Source organism: Nocardia sp. NPDC058497 (assembly GCF_042720195.1).
In the GTDB taxonomy this organism is placed as follows: Bacteria; Actinomycetota; Actinomycetes; order Mycobacteriales; family Mycobacteriaceae; genus Nocardia.
In genome coordinates this window covers 4901-23253 of the sequence record NZ_JBHXMY010000027.1, presented here as the reverse complement: position 1 = coordinate 23253, position 18353 = coordinate 4901, and the positions used below count along the sequence as shown (strand labels likewise).

Annotated in this window: 19 protein-coding genes; 7 read left to right on the top strand and 12 right to left on the bottom strand. The window is 68.6% G+C overall.

The features are described from left to right. From ACFWPJ_RS03745 to ACFWPJ_RS03735, 3 genes are all read right to left on the bottom strand, one after another. Positions 1 to 864 (bottom strand): trypsin-like serine peptidase (locus ACFWPJ_RS03745; protein ID WP_378846719.1); only part of this gene is annotated, 864 nt, incomplete at its 3' end. Between the two features lie 130 nt (positions 865 to 994). Next, positions 995 to 1447, bottom strand: coding sequence for a hypothetical protein (locus ACFWPJ_RS03740; protein ID WP_378846716.1), 453 nt, complete (start codon positions 1445 to 1447; stop codon positions 995 to 997). Between the two features lie 218 nt (positions 1448 to 1665). Then, entirely contained in the window at positions 1666 to 2844 is a 1179-nt protein-coding gene (locus ACFWPJ_RS03735) for a cytochrome P450 (RefSeq protein WP_378846713.1), read from the bottom strand. Between the two features lie 93 nt (positions 2845 to 2937). On the opposite strand from ACFWPJ_RS03735, the gene ACFWPJ_RS03730 reads away from it, so the two are divergent. Both ACFWPJ_RS03730 and ACFWPJ_RS03725 read left to right on the top strand, forming a co-directional pair. Next, positions 2938 to 3750: an SAM-dependent methyltransferase gene (locus ACFWPJ_RS03730; RefSeq protein ID WP_378846711.1), complete on the top strand. Its 813-nt coding sequence runs from the start codon at positions 2938 to 2940 to the stop codon at positions 3748 to 3750. A 62-nt stretch (positions 3751 to 3812) separates the two neighbouring features. Further along, a complete protein-coding gene (locus ACFWPJ_RS03725; RefSeq protein WP_378846708.1) occupies positions 3813 to 6713 on the top strand; it encodes a UPF0182 family protein in 2901 nt (966 codons plus the stop codon). Between the two features lie 12 nt (positions 6714 to 6725). On the opposite strand, the gene ACFWPJ_RS03720 is transcribed toward ACFWPJ_RS03725, so the two are convergent. From ACFWPJ_RS03720 to ACFWPJ_RS03700, 5 genes are all read right to left on the bottom strand, one after another. Continuing rightward, positions 6726 to 7829, bottom strand: coding sequence for a glutamate--cysteine ligase (locus ACFWPJ_RS03720; RefSeq protein WP_378846705.1), 1104 nt, complete (start codon positions 7827 to 7829; stop codon positions 6726 to 6728). Positions 7830 to 8010: 181 nt separating this feature from the next. Then, positions 8011 to 8388: a DUF5313 family protein gene (locus ACFWPJ_RS03715; RefSeq protein WP_378846702.1), complete on the bottom strand. Its 378-nt coding sequence runs from the start codon at positions 8386 to 8388 to the stop codon at positions 8011 to 8013. Further along, entirely contained in the window at positions 8388 to 8846 is a 459-nt protein-coding gene (locus ACFWPJ_RS03710; protein ID WP_378846699.1) for a MarR family winged helix-turn-helix transcriptional regulator, read from the bottom strand. The genes ACFWPJ_RS03715 and ACFWPJ_RS03710 overlap by 1 nt, the downstream gene beginning before the upstream one ends. Positions 8847 to 8933: 87 nt before the next feature. Beyond that, positions 8934 to 9641: a siderophore-interacting protein gene (locus ACFWPJ_RS03705; RefSeq protein WP_378846696.1), complete on the bottom strand. Its 708-nt coding sequence runs from the start codon at positions 9639 to 9641 to the stop codon at positions 8934 to 8936. Positions 9642 to 9659: 18 nt separating this feature from the next. Then, the gene (locus ACFWPJ_RS03700; protein WP_378846693.1) at positions 9660 to 10271 is read right to left on the bottom strand and encodes a TetR/AcrR family transcriptional regulator; all 612 of its coding nucleotides are present in this window, start codon (positions 10269 to 10271) and stop codon (positions 9660 to 9662) included. A 129-nt stretch (positions 10272 to 10400) separates the two neighbouring features. Here ACFWPJ_RS03700 and ACFWPJ_RS03695 point away from each other — a divergent pair, with 129 nt between their 5' ends. Next, a complete protein-coding gene (locus tag ACFWPJ_RS03695) occupies positions 10401 to 10796 on the top strand; it encodes a nuclear transport factor 2 family protein (RefSeq protein ID WP_189033920.1) in 396 nt (131 codons plus the stop codon). Between the two features lie 9 nt (positions 10797 to 10805). Here the strand turns inward: ACFWPJ_RS03695 and ACFWPJ_RS03690 are convergent, their stop codons facing one another. Continuing rightward, positions 10806 to 11267, bottom strand: a complete 462-nt coding sequence (locus ACFWPJ_RS03690) for a VOC family protein (RefSeq protein ID WP_378846690.1) — start codon at positions 11265 to 11267, stop codon at positions 10806 to 10808. Further along, positions 11264 to 12097: an alpha/beta fold hydrolase gene (locus ACFWPJ_RS03685; protein WP_378846688.1), complete on the bottom strand. Its 834-nt coding sequence runs from the start codon at positions 12095 to 12097 to the stop codon at positions 11264 to 11266. The genes ACFWPJ_RS03690 and ACFWPJ_RS03685 overlap by 4 nt, the downstream gene beginning before the upstream one ends. Before the next feature lie 194 nt (positions 12098 to 12291). Here ACFWPJ_RS03685 and ACFWPJ_RS03680 point away from each other — a divergent pair, with 194 nt between their 5' ends. The 3 genes from ACFWPJ_RS03680 (at position 12292) to ACFWPJ_RS03670 (ending at position 15281) form a co-directional block, all read left to right on the top strand. Further along, complete coding sequence (locus ACFWPJ_RS03680; RefSeq protein WP_378846685.1) at positions 12292 to 13704, top strand: phytoene desaturase family protein; 1413 nt, start codon at positions 12292 to 12294, stop codon at positions 13702 to 13704. 52 nt (positions 13705 to 13756) lie between these two features. Beyond that, positions 13757 to 13981 carry a cytochrome P450 gene (locus ACFWPJ_RS03675; protein WP_378846728.1) on the top strand — a complete coding sequence of 75 codons (225 nt, stop codon included), beginning with the start codon at positions 13757 to 13759 and terminating at the stop codon, positions 13979 to 13981. 82 nt (positions 13982 to 14063) lie between these two features. Continuing rightward, the gene (locus ACFWPJ_RS03670) at positions 14064 to 15281 is read left to right on the top strand and encodes a diguanylate cyclase domain-containing protein (protein WP_378846682.1); all 1218 of its coding nucleotides are present in this window, start codon (positions 14064 to 14066) and stop codon (positions 15279 to 15281) included. 132 nt (positions 15282 to 15413) lie between these two features. Here the strand turns inward: ACFWPJ_RS03670 and ACFWPJ_RS03665 are convergent, their stop codons facing one another. Beyond that, a complete protein-coding gene (locus ACFWPJ_RS03665) occupies positions 15414 to 17333 on the bottom strand; it encodes an acyl-CoA dehydrogenase (protein WP_378846678.1) in 1920 nt (639 codons plus the stop codon). Between the two features lie 108 nt (positions 17334 to 17441). On the opposite strand from ACFWPJ_RS03665, the gene ACFWPJ_RS03660 reads away from it, so the two are divergent. Beyond that, entirely contained in the window at positions 17442 to 18068 is a 627-nt protein-coding gene (locus tag ACFWPJ_RS03660) for a TetR/AcrR family transcriptional regulator (protein WP_378846676.1), read from the top strand. 70 nt (positions 18069 to 18138) lie between these two features. Here ACFWPJ_RS03660 and ACFWPJ_RS03655 read toward each other — a convergent pair whose 3' ends face one another. Further along, on the bottom strand, positions 18139 to 18225 hold the full coding sequence (locus ACFWPJ_RS03655; RefSeq protein WP_378846725.1) for a PLP-dependent transferase: 87 nt from the start codon (positions 18223 to 18225) through the stop codon (positions 18139 to 18141). Between the last annotated feature and the right edge of the window lie 128 nt (positions 18226 to 18353).

Here is an 18353-nt window from a genome sequence, read left to right as displayed (position 1 = left end):
GCCCTGTGCGTCCTTCTTCGGGCCGCCCGCGTGGTGAAGCGCGACGATCTCCCACTGATCGTTGAAGACGGGTGAGCCGGAATTGCCCGGTTCGGTATCGGAGGTGTAGTGCAGGAAGTCGTCGAGTTGCAGGTCGAGCCGGTTGTCGCGGATCGAGATCTCCTTGAGCCTGCCCTGCGGATGACCGATGACGTTCATCGCCTCGCCGATCACGATCTTGCCGGTGTCGGCGATCAATCGGTTACAGCCGAATGTCACGCCGGGGGCGGCACCGTCGGGCCCCGGCGCCACGCGCACCAGGGTGTAGTCGAGGTGCTTGTTCGTGACGAAGAAGTCGCCGGGCGCGAGCCGATACTTCGTCACCGGGTTGTGCTGATTGTCGATACCGGCCTCGGCCCCGAACTCGATCACGACCGACTCGGCCCGATCCACCGTCGGCAGCACATGGTTGTTGGTGAGCAACAGTTGCGGTGACACCAGCGAACCGGTGCCCATCGGCACCTCACGGCCGTTGCGGGCCAGGGAGATCCGGGCGACCGCGGCCGCCGCGCGGGTACCGCGGGTCAGGAAGTTGACGGCCTGGAGGTCGTTGGCGAAGCCGATGATCCGTTCCAGCGCGCCGATGCCGTCGAGCGGGTCCTGCCTGCCGAGTTCGATCGCCGCCTGGGCCGGCACTTCGCCGCTGACGAACAGCCGCTCGGCGCGGGCGACGATCTCTTGTTCGGTGTCGACGACATCCGATTCGGTCGCCTCGCGTTTGCGGGTCACCTCGGCGCGTTCCTCGGCGCTCTTGGCGAAGCGCCGCGCCGCGGCGTCCATCTGTTCGCGCCATGCGGCGGTGCGTATTGCGCTCTCGGTATCCATGGGTCACCTCGCCCGGAGAAGTATGCAGCTGGCGTTCTCAGGGTGGGCGCGGGGCCCGGTGCCGGTCACGAGTAGTCGGCCACTCGACTTTCCGACTGGCACCGTCAGGCGGTGAGGCTAGGCGGTACGGTTACCGCTCGAACTGGATCGCGGGGTCGCGCCAGGGACCGACACCGACACCGAAGCGCTGCTCGGCGACTTCTGCGGATTCGGTGCCGATCACGTGTCCGATCGATTCCCAGGAGGCCCCCGTCGAACGGACGAAGCGGACGGCTTCGAGAAGGCGCTGCCGGGCGGACTCGGAATCCTGGAAGGCCAGCCGCACCGGCATCAGCGCCTGCATCTCGAAGTAATGGCTGTCCCACTCCTCGAGTACCAGCCGACTGAGAACCGGGCCGAGCTGCCCGTCGGGGCAGTGCAGCCGCCGGTGCGCGGGGGCGTGGTCGACGGCCCGCTCGGACCGCTGCCACGGCCGCCCGTGCCATCGGCCGCACGAGCACATCGCCCGCCAACCGATCAGGTCGGAACCGTCGCCGACGATGTCGACGATCCATCCGTGGTGACTCTCGAACACAGCGCTCATACCGACTCCGATGTCGATTCCCTACCGGCCGCGGTCTCGGCCACGATCGGACCGCGCGGTGTATGGGACTGATACTCCCAGGTAATTACGATCGGCGCAGGCCACGGCTAGCGCAACCGCACCGATACGATTGTGAGCGCAGTCACACAATGGTGTAGGCCACAGCTGGGCGAACGGCCCGCCCACCACCCGCGGCGCCGGGGCGGCCGGGCAAGCTCTCAGCGCAGCGTCACCGTCGTCGGCAGCGAGGCGAAACCGCGGTTGTTGGACGAGTGGATCCGCACCAGATTGCCGGTATCGATCTCGTAGTCGGCCACCGCGGCGACGATCTCCTGCAACGCGACCCGCAGCTCCAGCTGGGCCAGGTTCATCCCGAGGCAGTGATGACGGCCCGCGCCGAAGGCCAGCGAGGCGCTGGTGTCGCGGTCCAGGTCGAAGACGTCGGGGTTCGCGAAGACTGACTCGTCGCGGTGGGCCGACCCGGTGAGCAGCAGCACGCGGGCATCGGCCGGGATCTGCACGCCGTGCAGCTCGACCGGCACCGTCGTGGTGCGCAGCTGTCCCTGGGTCGCGGGGTCGTAGCGCATCGACTCGGCGATCCAGTCGTCGATCCGGCCGTCGAAGGCGGCGCGGCGCTGATCGGGGTGCAGCGCGGCGGTGTGCCACGCGTTGCCCAGGGTCAGCATGACCGTCTCGATGCCGGCGCCGACGAGCAGGATCAGCACCCCGACGATCTCCTCGGGGGTGAGCCGGTCGTCGCCGTCGGCCGCGTCGAGCAGACCCGACAGCAGATCATCGGTCCGGTGCCGGCTGCGGGCGATGGTCAGTTCCGTGTAGTAGCCGACGAGCGCGCCGATCGCAGCCATCGCCTCGGGCCGCAGATCGGTCGACTCGGCGTCGGTGTACATGATCTCCATGCCGAGCTTGCGCAGCAGCTCGCGATCCTCCTCCGGCACACCGACCAGTTCGGAGATCACATCGGTCGGGAACGGACCGGCGAAGTCGGCGATCAGGTCGAAGCTGCCGCGCGCGAGCAGCGGTTCCAGTGTGCGGCGGGCGATTTCGCGCAGCCGCGGTTCGAGGCTCTGCACCCTCCGCTGGGTGAACGCGCGGACAACGAGCTCACGCATCCTGGTGTGCTTGGGCGGGTCCATCGCCACGAAGGAGAAGAACTTCTCCGCCTGCGGTCCCCAGAACGCGGGCTCCATGCGCAGCCCGTTGGCGCTCGAGAAACGGTCCGAATCGCGCAACGCCGCCCGGACGTCCGCGTGTCGCGACAACGCCCAGAAGTCGTCGGTCGTGTTGCGGTAGACGGGGGCCTCGGTTCGCAACCTGGCATAGTACGGATACGGATCGGCATGGACAGCGAAGTCGTAGGGGCTGAACTGCAGGGGCATGGCCGTGCCTTTCGCGGCGACGTGACAACGCCACCACCGGTCTCGTGTCGGGCTGAATAGGGACGACCGTAGTCGAGAGAGAGGACGCGCGCCGTGGACTTCGAAGCCGCCGCTGATCGGGTGGATGTCACCAAACCGCACCCGGCCCGCCGGTACGACTACTGGCTGGGCGGCAGTGCCCATTTCGAAGCCGATCGCAAGTCGGCCGACGCGGTGGCCGCGGCGTTTCCGTCGATCCATTTCGCCGTCCTGGAGAACCGCAACTTCCTGCGTCGCGCGATCCCCTATCTCGTCGACACGGCGGGCATCCGGCAATTCCTCGACATCGGCACCGGGCTGCCGACCGCGGGCAATGTCCACGAGCTGGCCCAGGCGATCGCGCCGGAGTCGCGGGTCGTCTACGTCGACAACGACCCGATCGTCCTCTACCACGCCCGCGACCTGCTCGACAGCTCCCCGAGCGGCGCGACCGCCTACATCGACGCCGACCTGCGCGACCCCGCCTCGATCCTCGAGCACGCGGCGCTGAGCGGCACCCTCGACCTGGACCGGCCGGTGGCCCTCATGCTCTGCGCGGTGCTGCACTTCCTGACCGACGAGATGCAGCCCTACGACGTGGTCAGGCAGCTCTGTGCGGCACTGCCTTCGGGCAGCTACCTGACCATGACCCATGCCACCGACGACCACCTGTCCGCCGAGGACCTGCAAGCGACCATCGAGGCGAACGAGCGCAGCGGCGTCCCGTTCCGGCTCCGCTCGACCGCGGAGTTCACCCGGTTCTTCGATGGCCTCGACCTGGTCTCCCCCGGCATCACCTCGGTGATCGACTGGCGTCCCACCGAATGGCGCCCGCATCCCCGCAAGGAAGCGGTGTCGATGCTCGGCGGGATGGCCCGTATTCCCTAGGTAGAATCGGTGGCGGTGGCCAGCGTCGGTCGTCCGGCCCGGCGTGGTCACGGGAGTGGCAGATGAGCGCTCGTGACGACACTGAATCGGGACAGCTGCCCCGAGGTCTTCGGCTGCTGCTGACGTCGGTCACTGTGTTCTTCGTGATCATCCTGGTGGTGCCGCGCCTGGTCCACACTTATATCGACTGGCTGTGGTTCGGCGAGGTCGACTATCGCACTGTCTGGTCGACCGTGCTGCTCACCAAGCTCGCGCTGTTCGCCGTGATCACGGTGCTCGTCAGCGGCGTCGTCTTCACCGCGATGTGGCTGGCGTACCGGTCACGTCCGGCGTTCCTGCCCGCACGCGAGGATGACCCGCTGGGCGAGATCCGGCGGATGGTGGCGCGCTGGCCGCTGCGATTCGGTGTCGGGATCGCCGTCGGCTTCGGTCTGATCTGCGGTCTCATCGGCAAGTCGCGCTGGGAGACGGTGCAGTTGTTCCTGCACGGCGGATCGTTCGGCGTGCACGATCCCCAGTTCGGCCACGACATCGGGTTCTATGTCTTCGACCTACCGTTCTACCGACTCGTCCTGAGCTGGTTCTTCGCCCTCGTGATCTTCGCGTTCCTGGCGAATCTGGCCACCCACTACCTGTTCGGCGGGCTGCGGATCACCGGCAAATCGTTGGGTCTCAGTGTGGCGGCCCGCGTCCAGCTGGCGGTGATCCTCGGGCTGTTCCTGCTCATGAAGGTGGGCGCGTACTGGCTCGACCGGTACATCCTGCTGTCGAGCGAGCGCAGGGAACCGACCTTCGCCGGCGCCGGATACACCGACATCAATGCCGTGCTCCCCGCCCGCCTCGTCCTGTTCGCGATCGCGCTGGTCTGCGCCGTCGCGGTGTTCTCGGCCGTCGTGCTGCGCGACCTGCGGATCCCGGCGATGGCGGCCGCCCTGCTGCTGCTGTCCTCGATCGTGGCCGGTGGCGCATGGCCGCTGGTGGTCGAACAGTTCTCGGTGCGCCCCAACGCCGCCGACATGGAGAGCCCGTACATCGAACGCAATATCGCGGCGACCCGCCAGGCGTACGGGATCGGCGGCGATCGGGTCGACTATCAGCCGTATCCGGGCGTCGGCTCCACGCAGCCACCGCGCGTGCCCGCCGACGCGACCACCATCGCCGATATCCGGCTGCTCGATCCGCGCGTGCTCTCGCGGACCTTCACCCAGCAACAGCAGCTGAAGAACTTCTACAGCTTCCCCGATCACCTGGATCTGGACCGATACCGCATCGACGGCCGCCTGCGCGACTACGTGGTCGCGGCCAGGGAACTGACGCCGGGCGCGCTCAGCGGCAATCAGTCGCACTGGGTCAACCGGCACACCGTCTACACCCACGGCGACGGGTTCGTCGCGGCGCCGGCGAACCGGGTCAACGCCGCGGTCCGGGATGCCGCCGCCGACAGCTCGGCCAGCAACAGCGGCTATCCGATCTACGCCGTCAGCGACATCGCCTCCCAGCAGTCCGGGCAGCAGATCATCCCGGTCGAACAGCCGCGGATCTACTTCGGTGAGGTGATCGCCAGGACGGACCCGGACTACGCCATCGTCGGCGGCGGCACCGAGCCGCGCGAATACGACACCGACGCCACCAAATACACCTACACCGGCGCGGGCGGCGTGCCGATCGGCAACTGGCTCAACCGCCTCGCCTTCGCCACCAACTACACCGAGCGAAACATCCTCTTCGCCAAGGCGATCGGGCCCGAGTCGAAGATCATCTACCACCGCGACCCGAGGGAACGCGTCGAGCTGGTGGCACCGTGGCTCACCGTCGACCACAACCCGTACCCGGCGGTGGTCGACGGCCGCATCGTCTGGATCGTGGACGCGTACACGACGATCGACGGCTATCCCTACGCCGCAGGCAGTTCCCTGGAGGCCCTGCACCAAGTCGACGGACCACCACGCAATCCCGCGGAGATCTCCTACGTGCGGAATTCGGTGAAGGCCACCGTCGACGCCTACGACGGCACCGTGACCCTCTACCAGGTCGACGCGCAGGACCCGGTGCTGGCGACCTGGATGCGGGTCTTCCCCGGCACGGTCGAACCCGAGTCCTCGATCAGCCCCGACCTGCGCGCGCATTTTCGGTACCCCGAGGACCTGTTCGTCATCCAGCGCGACATGCTCGCCCGCTATCACGTGGACGAACCGCGAGAGTTCTTCACCAACAACGCTTTCTGGTCGGTGCCCAGCGATCCGACGGTGGAGGCCAACCCGCAACAGCCACCGTTCTACGTCCTGCTCGGTGACCCCGAGACCGCCGAGCCGTCGTTCCGGCTGGCCAGCGCGATGGTCGGGTTCAGGCGGGAGTTCCTGTCGGCCTATATCTCGGTGCGCTCGGACCCGGAAAACTACGGCAAGTTCCATATTCTGCAGTTGCCTACCGACACGCTCACCCAAGGGCCGCAACAGATTCAGAACTCGATGATCTCCGATACCCGGGTGGCGTCCGAGCGCACCCTGCTCGAGCGCTCGAACCAGATCCAGTACGGCAACCTGATCACGCTGCCGATCGCCGACGGCGGGGTGCTCTATGTCGAACCGCTGTTCACCGAACGGATTTCGACGGCGCAGAACGGTTCCACGTTCCCCCAGCTGGCACGGGTGCTGGTCAGCTACCGGGAGCCGGGCACCGGCGGGGTCAGGGTCGGTTACGCCCCGACTCTCGGGGAGGCGCTCGACCAGGTCTTCGGCCCGGAGACCGGCAATATGGCGACCGCGCCCGGCGGCGGTCCCGGTGCGCCACCACCACCCGGCCGACCGGTGGCGCCGCCGCCCGGGCAGCCGCAGACCTCGCCGGTCGGGCCGCAGGTGGACGAGGCGGCGATCGCCCGGCTCGAGGCCGAGCTAGAGGCGGCCCGTGCCGCGCTGGAACGGCTCGAACAGCAACTCGGCGAGATCCTCCGCCCGAACAAGTGACCGAGGCGACGGTCACCCTTCGAGAGTCGCCTGCGCCAGTTCCGCCACCACGTCGGTGACATCGCGCCGTGCCCGCATGGCCACCAGCTGCCGTTGTGCCCCGTTGCCGCGCTTGCCCACGGCGGTGATCGCGTCGACGACGAAGGCGTGATCGCCGGAGTCACGCAGCGCGGGTTCGATCCGGTCGACCAGTTCGGCGAGCAGATCGCGGTACGGGACGACACTGCCCCGGACCGGGTGCAGGCCGTTTCCGTCCAATCCCGAGTGCGCGGCGTTCCAGTAGGCGGCGTGCAGCATCTCACCCGGCACGGGCGGCGCGGGCTCGTCCTGGGCGATCGACCGGAGCCCCGTGGTGACCATGCCCCTGATCAGCGCGGCCAGCAGGGCGGATTCCTCCGCCGTGGCCGGGATATCGCTCACCCGGATCTCGACCGTCGGAAACGACTCCGACAGGCGGACGTCCCAATAGACCATCTTCTTGTCCAGAATGCTGCCGCTGGCGTGCATCATGGCCACGAGCGATTCGTACTGGGCGAGCGAGGCGAAATACGGCGGCGGGCCGGCGCTGGGCCAGCGCCGCCACAGGATGCTGCGCCAGCTCGCGTACCCGGTCTCGGTGCCACGGTAGATCGCCGAATTCGCGGTCAGGGCGAGCAGCAGCGGCAGCCAGGGCCGCACGTGATTGCTGACCTGCACGGCGGTGTCCCGATCGGGCACCGCGACGTGGACGTGACAGCCGCACAGGCCCTGCTCGTGGGCGAGCATGCCGTAGGTGTGCGCGATCCGCTGGTAGCGCGGGGTGTCGGTCACCGGATACCCCTCCGGCACGGTCGGCGGGACCGCCACCGCCAGCAGCCGGGCATTGTGCTCGGCCGCGCAATCGGCGACCCCGCGCCGCGAGGTGCGCAGCTCGGCCAGCAGTTCGCCGATATCGGAGTGCACCGCGGTCCGCGTCTCCACCTGACAGCGGGTCAGTTCCAGTTGCAGGTCGATCCCCGCCCGGCGCGCCGTCTCGGCGACCTGGGCGTTCCTCGGTGCCGGCGCGCCGGTTCCCGGGTCGGTCAGCAGGAATTCCTCTTCGACCCCCACCGTCGGCACATCCGCGAAGTCACCCACAGCCACCCTCCTCCACTCACTGAGCTCGCCTGGTGTCCCGGACGAACCCGGTCACACAACCAGCACGAGCTCGTGGCGACTGCGCACTGCCCGAGCGAGGGTGTGGAGGTGCGTGAACGAGTCTGAACGGACGCTACCCGTGATCGCGGCGAGCCGACAGTCCCGGCACCGGATCCCGAGGTCAGGCGCGGTTGTGGCGTGTCTCGTAGGCGATGCGCTCGGCCTCGGCGCGACGCACCTCGGCGGTATCGGCGAGCGCGGGGTCGAATCCGTGGCTGACCAGGCGGTGCCGCCGGTACACGTAGACCAGCGCGACGGTGAAGTAGATCAGCGGCAGGTACAGCAGCGCCATCATCGACAACCCTATCCACAGAGGCCCCGGCACCAGCAGGAACAGGCACAGCACCGGCAGGACGGGCAGCAGGAAGCGCATCAGGTAGCGGCGGGTCGCGCCGGGCCCGGTCAGGTCGCTGCGCACCCAGTCCGCCATCGACGGCGGCAGGGTGGCACCGCCGACGTAGCGCAGTCGCTGCCAGAGGTTCGGGGTCGAGCCGGTCATCACTTCTCCCTCGCTTCGGCTGCGCGCAGCGCGGCCGCGTTCACCCGGCCGAGGACATCACGCAGTTCTTCCAGATCGGCCAGGCTGACGCCGAGCCGGGCGACGACGGCGGGCGGAATCTGCTCGGCCTGCTCGCGCAGCGCCTGTCCCGCCTCGGTGAGGTCGATGAGCAGCGTGCGCTCATCGTGCGGATCGCGGCGGCGGGTGATGAGCCCGGCCGATTCGAGCCGCTTGAGCAGCGGCGACAGCGTCGCCGAGTCGAGCTGAATCGCCTCGGCGACGGACTTCACCGACATCGGCGCCTCGCCCCAGAGCGCGAGCATCACCAGGTACTGCGGATGCGTCAGCCCCATCGGCTCGAGCAGCGGCCGATAGACCGCGAGCACCGAGCGATTGGCCACCGCCAGCGCGAAGCACACCTGCCGGTCCAGCCGCAGCGGGTCGTCGAGCTCCTGCATGGTTCCACCTTCCTTCGTCCACACAGCATTATGCCACTAATAGTTAGTGCAATAACTATTAGTGGCGTCACTATGCGGGCCGGCGGTTCAGTCCTCGTCGACCAGCGGCTCCCCGGCGGCGGCACGGCGCACCTTCTCGCGGCCGTTGTCCTCCTCGGTGCGGCCCTGCCGCCAGTAGCCGGTGAACGTGATCGCGCGCTTGTCGATCCCCCGATCCCGGACGAGATTGCGCCGTCCCGCGACCTCGATGAACGCCCGCACCGTCACCCCCGCGTCGAGACTCTCCACGATGGCGCCGATCGCCGGAATCGCCGTCTCGTCGCCGACCAGCAACTGCCAGGCGGGATCGGGCTGCGGGCTGTACAGCGCCCGCGGCGGGCAGAGCAGACCGATCTCGTCACCGGACGCGGCCGTGGATGCCCAGTCCGAGGCGGGCCCGGCATGGTCGGGATGCAGCGCGAAGTCGATGTCGATTTCGCCGAGCGCGGGTCGCTGCGCCCGGATCGTGTACGTACGCATCGGCGGCCGGATCTCGTCGGGCATCGCGAGATACCTTTGGTACCAACCCATTACGCCGCCGACCGCGTCGTCGACCGGCGGCGGCACGGCCGGACGCTCCTGACCCGGCAGCGGAAAGAACAGTTTCGTGTACTGATCAGCCCCCGCGTCGGCCAGCGCGGCGGGATTCGCACAGGTGAGCGTGATCCGGACCATGCGCGGGGTCAGCCGCACGACGCGACGAACCCGCAGGGTCGCGTAGGCCATGGTCGAACGATTCGCAGCGACAGCTGTCATTAGGCAAGGCTAACCTAGCTACGCCCGCGGGTCGACCGCCAGACCGGAGATCAGCTGCTCGATCACCGAGCGAACGGCCGTCATGTCCTCGACATCCTCGCTGTTCGCCAGATACTGCGCCGCCTCGTCGAGGGCGCCGACGACGACCAGCGCCAGCGGCCGCACCGGTTGCGCACGGACGCGACCCGCGGCGATGGCCCCGGCCAGGGCATTCTCGACCAGCCCGATCGTGTGCCTGAGCTCGATCTCGCGCCACCGGCTCCAGCCGAGCACCGCGGGGGCGTCCAGGAGCGCGATCCGCCGCACTTCCGGGGCGGTCGATGCCTGCAGCCACGCCAGGCAGCCCACGATCAAACTCGCCACCGGATCGGCGGACCGCGCTTCGGCGACCGCGGTGGCGATCACCTCGACCAGGTCCCGCTCGAGATCCTCGAACACCGCCTCGAACAGCTCGCGTTTCTCGCTGAACTGGTGATAGAGCGCACCGCGGCTGACCCCCGCCGCCTCCGCGACCGCGATCGTGCTCACGGCCCCATACCCATACTGCCCGAACAGTTCTCGCCCGGCGCGAACGACGGCGGAACGCGTCGCTGCCGAGCGTTCGGCCTGGGTTCGGCGGTCAGGGTTCATGGCGACGTCGAAGTCTAGGGCAGGACTGCGGCCACGTCGGATCCGAGGCCCTTCGACCCTTGCCCGGTGACACCACGTTCCGGGAACATACAGTCACCCTGTTTGTATCTTGGAAGGGGCTTGGCGACCATGTCCGATGCCACCAAAGATCTGTTCGAGCGCTATCACGCCTGCTGGGCCGACCGCGATCCCGACCGCATCGTCGAATTGCACACGCCCGATTCGATTTTCCACCTGCACTCCGGCGGCAAGCCGGCGCACGGGCGCGCCGAGATCCGCACCGCCGCCGCGGAAACCTTCGCGCTGGTCCCCGATCTGACGTTCACCATGGTCGATCTCCGGGTCGGCGACGACTTCTGGGTGGTTCAGTGGAAGCTGTCCGGAACCTCGGTCACCGGCGGCGCCGTCGATGTGGACATCGCGGATGTGGTGCTGGTCGAGGACGGTGCGGTGCGGGAGAAGCACACCTATGTCGACGGTGTCGCGATGCAGGCCGCGTTGTCCGTTCCCGCCGAGACCGCCTGAGCCACGGGATCAGTCCAGGCAGAACTCGTTGCCCTCGGGGTCGGCCATGACGATGAAGCCGGCGCTCATCGGCGGGTCGGGTTCGAACCGCTGCATCCGGGTCGCGCCGAGGGCGACGAGCCGTTCGCACTCGGCCTCCAGCGCTACCATCCGCTCCTCTCCCGACAGGCCGGGGGCGGCTCGCACGTCGAGGTGGACGCGATTCTTGGCGACCTTGTCCTCGGGGACCTGCTGGAAGAACACGCGCGGGCCGTGGCCATCCGGGTCCTCGATGGCCGACCTCGTATTGCGCTGATCCTCCGGCACACCGATGCGGGCGAGGAACTCCTCCCACGCGGCCAGCGGGTCGGCGCCCGCGGGCAGTTCCACGCCGGGCGGGCCGGGGTGCACGTATCCCAGCACCTCGCGCCAGAAGGTCGACAGCGCTCTCGGGTCGTGCGCGTCGAAGGTGATCTGGATGTGGCGGCTCATCGTGTTCCTCCATTCGCGTAGTCGATCGCGGAAAGGATAGCGGCGGTGACTGTTTCGGGGGCTTCCACCATGACCAGGTGTCCGGCGCCGTCGACCTCGATCGCCCGCACCGGTTTGAGTGTCTTGTTCAGCGTGGCGCCCGCCCGTGCCGAGAGCACCTTGTTGCGAGTGCCCCAGACGGTCGTGATCGGCGGGAAATCGGGGGGCGGGGAGAAGGTGTCCAGGTGCGCGAGTCGCGGGATCTGACGGGAGATCGCGGCGGTCACCATCAGCCGGCGACGCTGGGTCCACCGGGTCCGCAGGTGCGCGGCGGTCTCGGCGGTGTGTGGTCCGGCGGTGCCGATCTGCTCCGCGACGATCAGCCCCGCCACCGGGCCGGGGATCCGCACGATCGACAGCAGCGAGTCCAGATGCAGGTATCGGCCGAGAAGCGCGGCCAGCCCGGTGCGGGTCGGCCGCAGGGTGGCCGCGGTGAGTGGGCTGCTCAGTACCAGCGAGCGCACCAGTTCGGGGTGTTTCTGGGTGAACAGCAGCGACAGCGCGCTACCGAAACAGTGCCCGACCAGCGTCACTTCCCGCAGGTCACGGTCGGCGAAGAACGCTTCGAGCATGGCGAGGTAGTTCTCGAGTGTGTAGCCGTCGTCGGGCGCGTCCGAATCGCCGTACCCGATGAGGTCGATCGCGAGCACCCGGTGCGACTGCCGCAGCTCGTCGAATTGGGCACGCCAGATGGAGCGATCGCCGCCGAGGTTGTGCAGGAAGACAACTGGTGGCCCCGACCCCGCCTCGTCATAGGCGATCGAGGTTCCGCCGAAATCGAAAATTGGCATCGCGTGATGCCCCCCTTCCCTCCACGTCGTTGTGGTGTCACTCACGCTAACCGAAAGCGGTGACAAGTTTCCGGCGAACAGCCTGGTGGCGCGCAGCCAAGGAGTACGTCACCGGCACGGTCACCCCGCACCAGGACACCGTGGTCCAGCCCGCCGAATAGGCGAGCACGGATCGAGAACGAGAGGACGAGTCGATGACAACGGCGACAGTGGTCGGCAGCGGCCCCAACGGACTGGCCGCGGCCATCACCCTGGCCAGGGCGGGCGTGGAGGTGACGGTGCTCGAGGCCGCCGACACGATCGGTGGCGGCACCCGCTCGAGCGAGGCGATCGTGCCCGGTTTGCTGCACGACCACTGCTCGGCCATCCACCCGATGGCCGTGGGGTCGCCGTTTTTGCGGCGCGTCGATCTGGAACGGTACGGATTGCGGTGGGCGTGGGCCGAACTCGACTGCGTCCACCCGCTCGACGACGGCACCGCCGGTGTGCTGCACCGCTCGGTCACCGAGACCGCCGCGGGCCTCGGTGCCGACGAACGGTTGTGGCGCACGCTGTTCGAGCGACCGGTCGCCGGCTACGACGAGACCGGCGCCGACATCATGCGGCCACTGCTGCGGATCCCCCGGCATCCGATCCGGTTGGCGCGCTTCGGCATTCCCGCCGTCGCGCCCGCCACCCTGCTGGCGCGCGCCTTCCGCACCGAACCGGGCCGGGCCCTGTTCGGTGGTGTCGCCGCGCACGCGTTCCACCCGCTCGAGCGGCCGTTGAGCGCCAGCGTCGGGCTCGGCATCCTGACCGCGGGACACCGCTACGGCTGGGCGGTCGCGGCCGGTGGTTCCCAGCAGATCGCCGACAGCATGGCGGCGGTGCTGGCCGATCACGGCGGAAAGATCGAAACCGGGGTCCGGGTGCGCACTCTCGCCGACCTGCCGCCCTCGGACCTCACCCTCTGGGATGTCGCGCCGACCGCGGTCGCCGAGATCATCGGCGACCGCCTCCCGGCCCGAATCGCCCGCGCCTACCGGCGATTCCGCTACGGCCCCGGCGCCTTCAAGGTCGACTTCGCGGTCGAGGGCGGCGTCCCGTGGACCGCCGAAGCGGCCCGCCGCGCCGGCACCGTGCATCTGGGCGGCTCGTTCGCCGAGATCGCCGCGACCGAACGCGACATCCACGCGGGCCGGATGCCCGATCGCCCATTCGTCCTGGTCGGCCAGCAGTACCTCGCCGACCCCCAGCGCTCGGCCGGCTCGGTGCACCCGGTGTGGACCTACGCGCACGTCCCGAACGGCTACACCGGCGACGCCACCGAGGCGATCATCGCCCAGCTCGAACGCTTCGCCCCCGGCTTCCGCGACCGGGTGGTCGGCCTGACCACCCGCACCACCCCCGGCTTCGCCGACTACAACCCCAACTACGTCGGCGGCAACATCATGACCGGCGCCAAGGACATCCCCCAGCTGATCTTCGGCCCCCGAAAGACCTTGCAGCCCTACGACATCGGCATCCCCGGCCACTACCTGTGCTCAGCCGCCACCCCACCCGGCCCCGGCGCACACGGTATGTGTGGCGCCAACGCGGCCGAGCGGGCACTCCGCCGATTGCGGTGAGCATCGAGGCTGTCAGCGCGAATCGCCATCGGAAATCTTTCGCTGAAACACGCTGGTAAAGCGCCACCCCCTGGCCTGGTTCCCGTTCGGCCACGGCCCGCGCGCCTGTATCGGCCACCGCTTCGCCATGCTCGAAGCCTGCCTCGCGCTCGCCCTGCTGGTCCGCGACTTCGCGTTCACCGCACAGCCCGGCGACGTCCCCGTCACCACCGACATCGTCCTGCACCCCGTCGCCCCGGTCCTCTGCCACCGCACCACGCGAGCGGTCCCGCAGTAGCCGATCCACCTGTGGTGGTAGTTTCGATTGCCGGTGTGTAGCTGGTAGTCGATGCCGCTCGGCCAGGAGGTGGTCTGCCGTCATGTCCCGCCGATTCGCTGCGCGATGGGCGGCGCAGCTGTCCGAGGGTGCGATGCCGCCGGATCACCACGTGGCGACGCTCGAGACCTGGACGGAGCGGCTGCTCGCGACGCTGGCCACCGGGACTCCCGATCCCGTCGTCGCCGAGCGGGCCGGGGCCGCCGTCTACGTCCTCGGGTGCACCGATCCGGTGGTGATCGCCCGTTCGATGCCGATTCTGCGGGAGCTGAGCGAGTACGCCGGTGCGGATACGGCGGCGTTCGGCATTGTCGCGGGCGGTTTCGGCCACGGGTACGCCCGCGCGCAGGCCGCGGCCACATCGGCCACCGAGGGGCTCGAAGCGGCGTTCCGGCACGCGTCCATCGCCATCTCGATCGGCGACGCCCACGGCAACATCATCAACGCCAACCCCGCCTTCGAAAGACTGACGGGTAAGAGCCTGGCGGAGCTGCAGGGCAGATCCGGGTTCGAACTGGCCGACGTCGACGTCCACAGCATCCGCGAGCAGGTCCACGGCGAGCTCGAACGCGCCGAGAACGGGACCATCCGCCTCGAAGGCGAATACGTGCGTCCGGACGGCACCCAGGGCTGGGCCACGTGGACGGTGACGCGCTGTGTCTCCGCCTCCGGCGGTCTCTACCTGCTCGGCTTCGGCGAGGACACCACCGAGCATCGCACCACGACCGAGCGATTGCACTGGCAGGCCCACCACGACCCGCTCACCGCGCTACCCAACCGCAGGCATCTGCTCACCCAGCTCGACACCCTCATCACCGAGGCCGGACCGGACGACCTGGCCGCGGTGTGCGCGCTGGACATGGACGGTTTCAAGGACATCAACGACGCCTTCGGTCACACCGTCGGCGACAGCCTGCTCATCGAGGTCGCCGCACGCCTGCAGGCCTGCCTCGATCCGGAGACCGATGTGCTGGCGCGCATCGGCGGTGACGAGTTCATCGCCGTCCTCCCGCCACCCGCCGACGAGGAGCGTGTCGAGAAGACCGTGCACCTGTTGCAGGCGGCCGTCGAGGAACCCTTCCTGGTCGCCGACCACCGGATCGAGATCACCCTCAGCCTCGGCGCCGTCATGTCGCGGATCGCCGGTGGCGTGCCGAGTGATCTGCTCACCGCGGCCGACCACTGTCTCTACGCCGCGAAGGCGCTCGGCAAGAACCGCTGGATCCTGCGACGCTGGGATCCGGTGCGCCGCGGATCCTGAACGGCGCCGTAGGCTCGGGAGGTGGTGCGGCGCAACAGGTCTGCGGGATCCGTCCGCCACACCACCGCCACGAACACTATCAATAATGTTGCACAGCAACATAATTCGAGTTCGCGGCCGAGCTCCTGAGTCCTAGGCGTTCATCTCGTAGACCCCGGCCAGTGACCGCGCCTCGTCGAGCACCCGGGCGAAACGGCGCTCGTCGACCACGGGACGGCGGACGAGATCGAGCGCCCGGCGCTGCTGCGCGGGCGTGGCGGTCGGCTTGTTGTGCAGGGTCACCGCGTTCGCGGAGAAGGTGCGCACGAACACGTCGAAGATCTGGTCGAGCACGTCGGAGCCGGTGCCGTCGATGCGCGCCTGCTCCAGGATCAGCTGGGCATAGGGCACCGCGGTGAACAGCTCACCGAGGGCGAAGAGGAAATCGACGTCCTTCTGCTGCTCGGCCGTCGGCGCCGCGGCGGCCAGCAGGCCCTGCAGGGCGAGCACCTGCTCGAGGAACACCGCCACGTTCGGCACGTCACGGAAACCCTCGAACACCGGTCGCCAGTCCTCGAACCGAATCCGCCCGAGCCCGCTGCTCGGACCCTGCCGGAACAGGAACTCGTCGTCGGCGGTGTCGCGCCGCGTCGGCACCGGAGCGTAAGTCGCGCTGGCGAATTCGGCGCCCAGCGGCTTCACGACCGACCCGAGTCGCGGTGCCAGCTTGCGGCTCGACCAGCTCAGCGCGCCGGTGACCGCCCGCGCGGCCCCGGTGGGCGCCACCGCGGCACCGGGAATAGATTGCAGCGCTGCCAGTCCCGCGTCGGCCGGGTGGAACATGTAGTTGGCCATGAACTTCAGCGACAGCGCCATGTTGACATGCACGGTGCCCTCGAGCCGCGGCAGGCCGAACATGGCCGTCATCGCGACAGGGAAGTACATGTCGTTCTCGAAGCCGCGCGCGGCGATGACGTCGGCGAGGTCCTCGATGACGCGCTGCCCCTGCCGGGTGACCGACATCTTCTCGATGGCGTTGAACAGCAGGTAGCGCCGGTCCTCCGGCGAGGCCGAGCGCATGTAGTCGATCGCGCGTTCGCTGTAGAGCTTCATCGCCACGATGCGCGCGTAGGAGTCGGCGATCAGCGAGCGGACCTGCGGGAACTCGGTCACCTTGTGCCCGAAGAGAATCCGGTTCTCGGCGTGGTCGATCGCCTCGTAGAAGGAGTGCTCACACGCGCCGATGGCGCCGAAGCCGAGGTTGAACTTGCCGACGTTGACGGTGTTCATCGCCGCGTGGAACGCGTCCTCACCACGATGCAGGATGTCGGCCTCGGCGACCGGATAGTTGTCCAGCTCGAAGGCCGCGACATAGATCTGGCTGTTGACCACATTGCGGTGCAGCTTGTACGCCGGGTGCTGACTGTCTGCGACGAAGAACAGATAGCCCTCGTAATCCGCTTCGGTCGGCTTGCCGGTCAGCGCCTTCGCGCTGTCGATGATCGGCTTGTCGGAGCGGCGGCCGAACACCGACACCATCGATGCCAGGTTGCCGTTGCCGATGTAGTGCTTGCTGCCGGTGGCCGAGTAGCCGCCCTCGGGCTGCGGGTCGACGATCATGTCGGTGGAGTACACGTCGGCGCCGTGCTCCTTCTCCGAGAGCCCGAAGGCGAAGATCTCGCCGGAATCGAGCTGCGCGGCCGCCTTCTTCTTGGCCTCGGCGTTGCCGCTCTGCCAGATCGGGCCCAGACCGAGGATGGTGACCTGCCAGACGTACCAGTAGGTCATGCCGTAGAAGCCGAAGATCTGGCTGAGCATCGCGTTGCGGCCGGTGTCCCAGCGCTTGTCCGGATCACCGCCGGCCTCGGCCGCCGGGGTGAGGAACGTCGCGAACAGGCGCTCCCGCTTCACGAAGTCCAGGAAGTCCGCGGGCCAGACCTGCTCCTTGTCGTCCTGGAGCAGCCTGGCCTTGCCGCGGGCCTCGAACCAGTCGACGACCGCGCGCAGCAGCCTGCGGGTCTCGGGGTCGAACTGGGCGAAATCGCAGTTCTTCGGGTTGAACAGCTGGGACATCGTCGGCTCCTCGTGCGTGCGTCCAGCGACGCCGGACAGATTCATTCATCAATGTAGCATTTTTCTACATCGATGTAGAAAGTGGTTCGTAGTTGCTATCGTGGACGGATGGGTAGCGATTCGGCCGTGCGGCGGCGAGAACGGGCGGCGCATCTGGGCCCGGAGCGCAGGCGCCCACAGGTCCTCGACGCCGCGCTGGCCATCGCGGCCGAGGAGGGCATCGCCGCGGTGACCATGGGCGCGATCGCCGAGCACATGGCGGTGACCAGGCCCGTCGTCTATTCGTGCTTCGCCGATCGGGTCCAGCTGATCGACGCGCTGATCGAGCGCGAGGAGGCCTTCATCACTTCCGGTGTCCTCGATGTGCTGCCGCCGCGGACGACCGACGCCGACGAGACGGTGTTCGTGGAGGGCTTCCGCGCGCTGCTGCACAAGGCGGCGAGCAGGCCGTCCGCGTGGCGGCTGCTCTACGGTAACCCCGACCCCGCGGTCGCCGGTTCCTTCGGGCGTGGCCGCATCCTGGCCGTCGCGCGCTGCACCGAACTGCTACGGCCGACCCTGCACGCCTGGGGTGTCGAGGACGCCGAGCGCAAACTCCCCGCCCTCGTCGAGCTGTGGGTCTCGGCGGGTGAAGGCGCGGTGCGGACCCTGTTCGCCGACGAGTCCGAGTGGGACCCCGATACTCTCGGCGCCTTTGTCGGTTCGGCCGTCTACCGGGCTATGCGCGCGGCCTGATATTTCTCTGCGGCACAACGCTATTCGTCGAGCTCAGCCCGCGTCGATCACCGCACTGTCGCGTGAAGCGCTAGGACTTCAGGGCCTGCGCCAAGTCGGCCCAAAGGTCATCCGGGTGTTCGATGCCGACCGACAGGCGGATGAGGTCTGTGGGGATGGTTGGGACTTCGTTGGGCCAGCGGCGGGGGGGGGGGGGGGGGGTCGAGAACCCCCCCCCGCGGGGGGGGGGGGCCCCCCGGGTGGTGGTTTGGGAGACGAGTTGTGGGGGGGGCGCCGCGCCCCCCC

What these genes read in the sequence shown, in the direction of transcription:
- ACFWPJ_RS03660 (WP_378846676.1), top strand. Translation starts at nt 17,442, where the DNA reads ATGGGTAGCGATTCGGCCGTGCGGCGGCGAGAACGGGCGGCGCATCTG.
- ACFWPJ_RS03685 (WP_378846688.1), bottom strand. Translation starts at nt 12,097, where the DNA reads ATGCCAATTTTCGATTTCGGCGGAACCTCGATCGCCTATGACGAGGCG.
- ACFWPJ_RS03710 (WP_378846699.1), bottom strand. Translation starts at nt 8,846, where the DNA reads ATGCAGGAGCTCGACGACCCGCTGCGGCTGGACCGGCAGGTGTGCTTC.
- ACFWPJ_RS03705 (WP_378846696.1), bottom strand. Translation starts at nt 9,641, where the DNA reads ATGACAGCTGTCGCTGCGAATCGTTCGACCATGGCCTACGCGACCCTG.
- ACFWPJ_RS03680 (WP_378846685.1), top strand. Translation starts at nt 12,292, where the DNA reads ATGACAACGGCGACAGTGGTCGGCAGCGGCCCCAACGGACTGGCCGCG.
- ACFWPJ_RS03740 (WP_378846716.1), bottom strand. Translation starts at nt 1,447, where the DNA reads ATGAGCGCTGTGTTCGAGAGTCACCACGGATGGATCGTCGACATCGTC.
- ACFWPJ_RS03670 (WP_378846682.1), top strand. Translation starts at nt 14,064, where the DNA reads ATGTCCCGCCGATTCGCTGCGCGATGGGCGGCGCAGCTGTCCGAGGGT.
- ACFWPJ_RS03735 (WP_378846713.1), bottom strand. Translation starts at nt 2,844, where the DNA reads ATGCCCCTGCAGTTCAGCCCCTACGACTTCGCTGTCCATGCCGATCCG.
- ACFWPJ_RS03665 (WP_378846678.1), bottom strand. Translation starts at nt 17,333, where the DNA reads ATGTCCCAGCTGTTCAACCCGAAGAACTGCGATTTCGCCCAGTTCGAC.
- ACFWPJ_RS03690 (WP_378846690.1), bottom strand. Translation starts at nt 11,267, where the DNA reads ATGAGCCGCCACATCCAGATCACCTTCGACGCGCACGACCCGAGAGCG.
- ACFWPJ_RS03715 (WP_378846702.1), bottom strand. Translation starts at nt 8,388, where the DNA reads ATGACCGGCTCGACCCCGAACCTCTGGCAGCGACTGCGCTACGTCGGC.
- ACFWPJ_RS03700 (WP_378846693.1), bottom strand. Translation starts at nt 10,271, where the DNA reads ATGAACCCTGACCGCCGAACCCAGGCCGAACGCTCGGCAGCGACGCGT.
- ACFWPJ_RS03725 (WP_378846708.1), top strand. Translation starts at nt 3,813, where the DNA reads ATGAGCGCTCGTGACGACACTGAATCGGGACAGCTGCCCCGAGGTCTT.
- ACFWPJ_RS03695 (WP_189033920.1), top strand. Translation starts at nt 10,401, where the DNA reads ATGTCCGATGCCACCAAAGATCTGTTCGAGCGCTATCACGCCTGCTGG.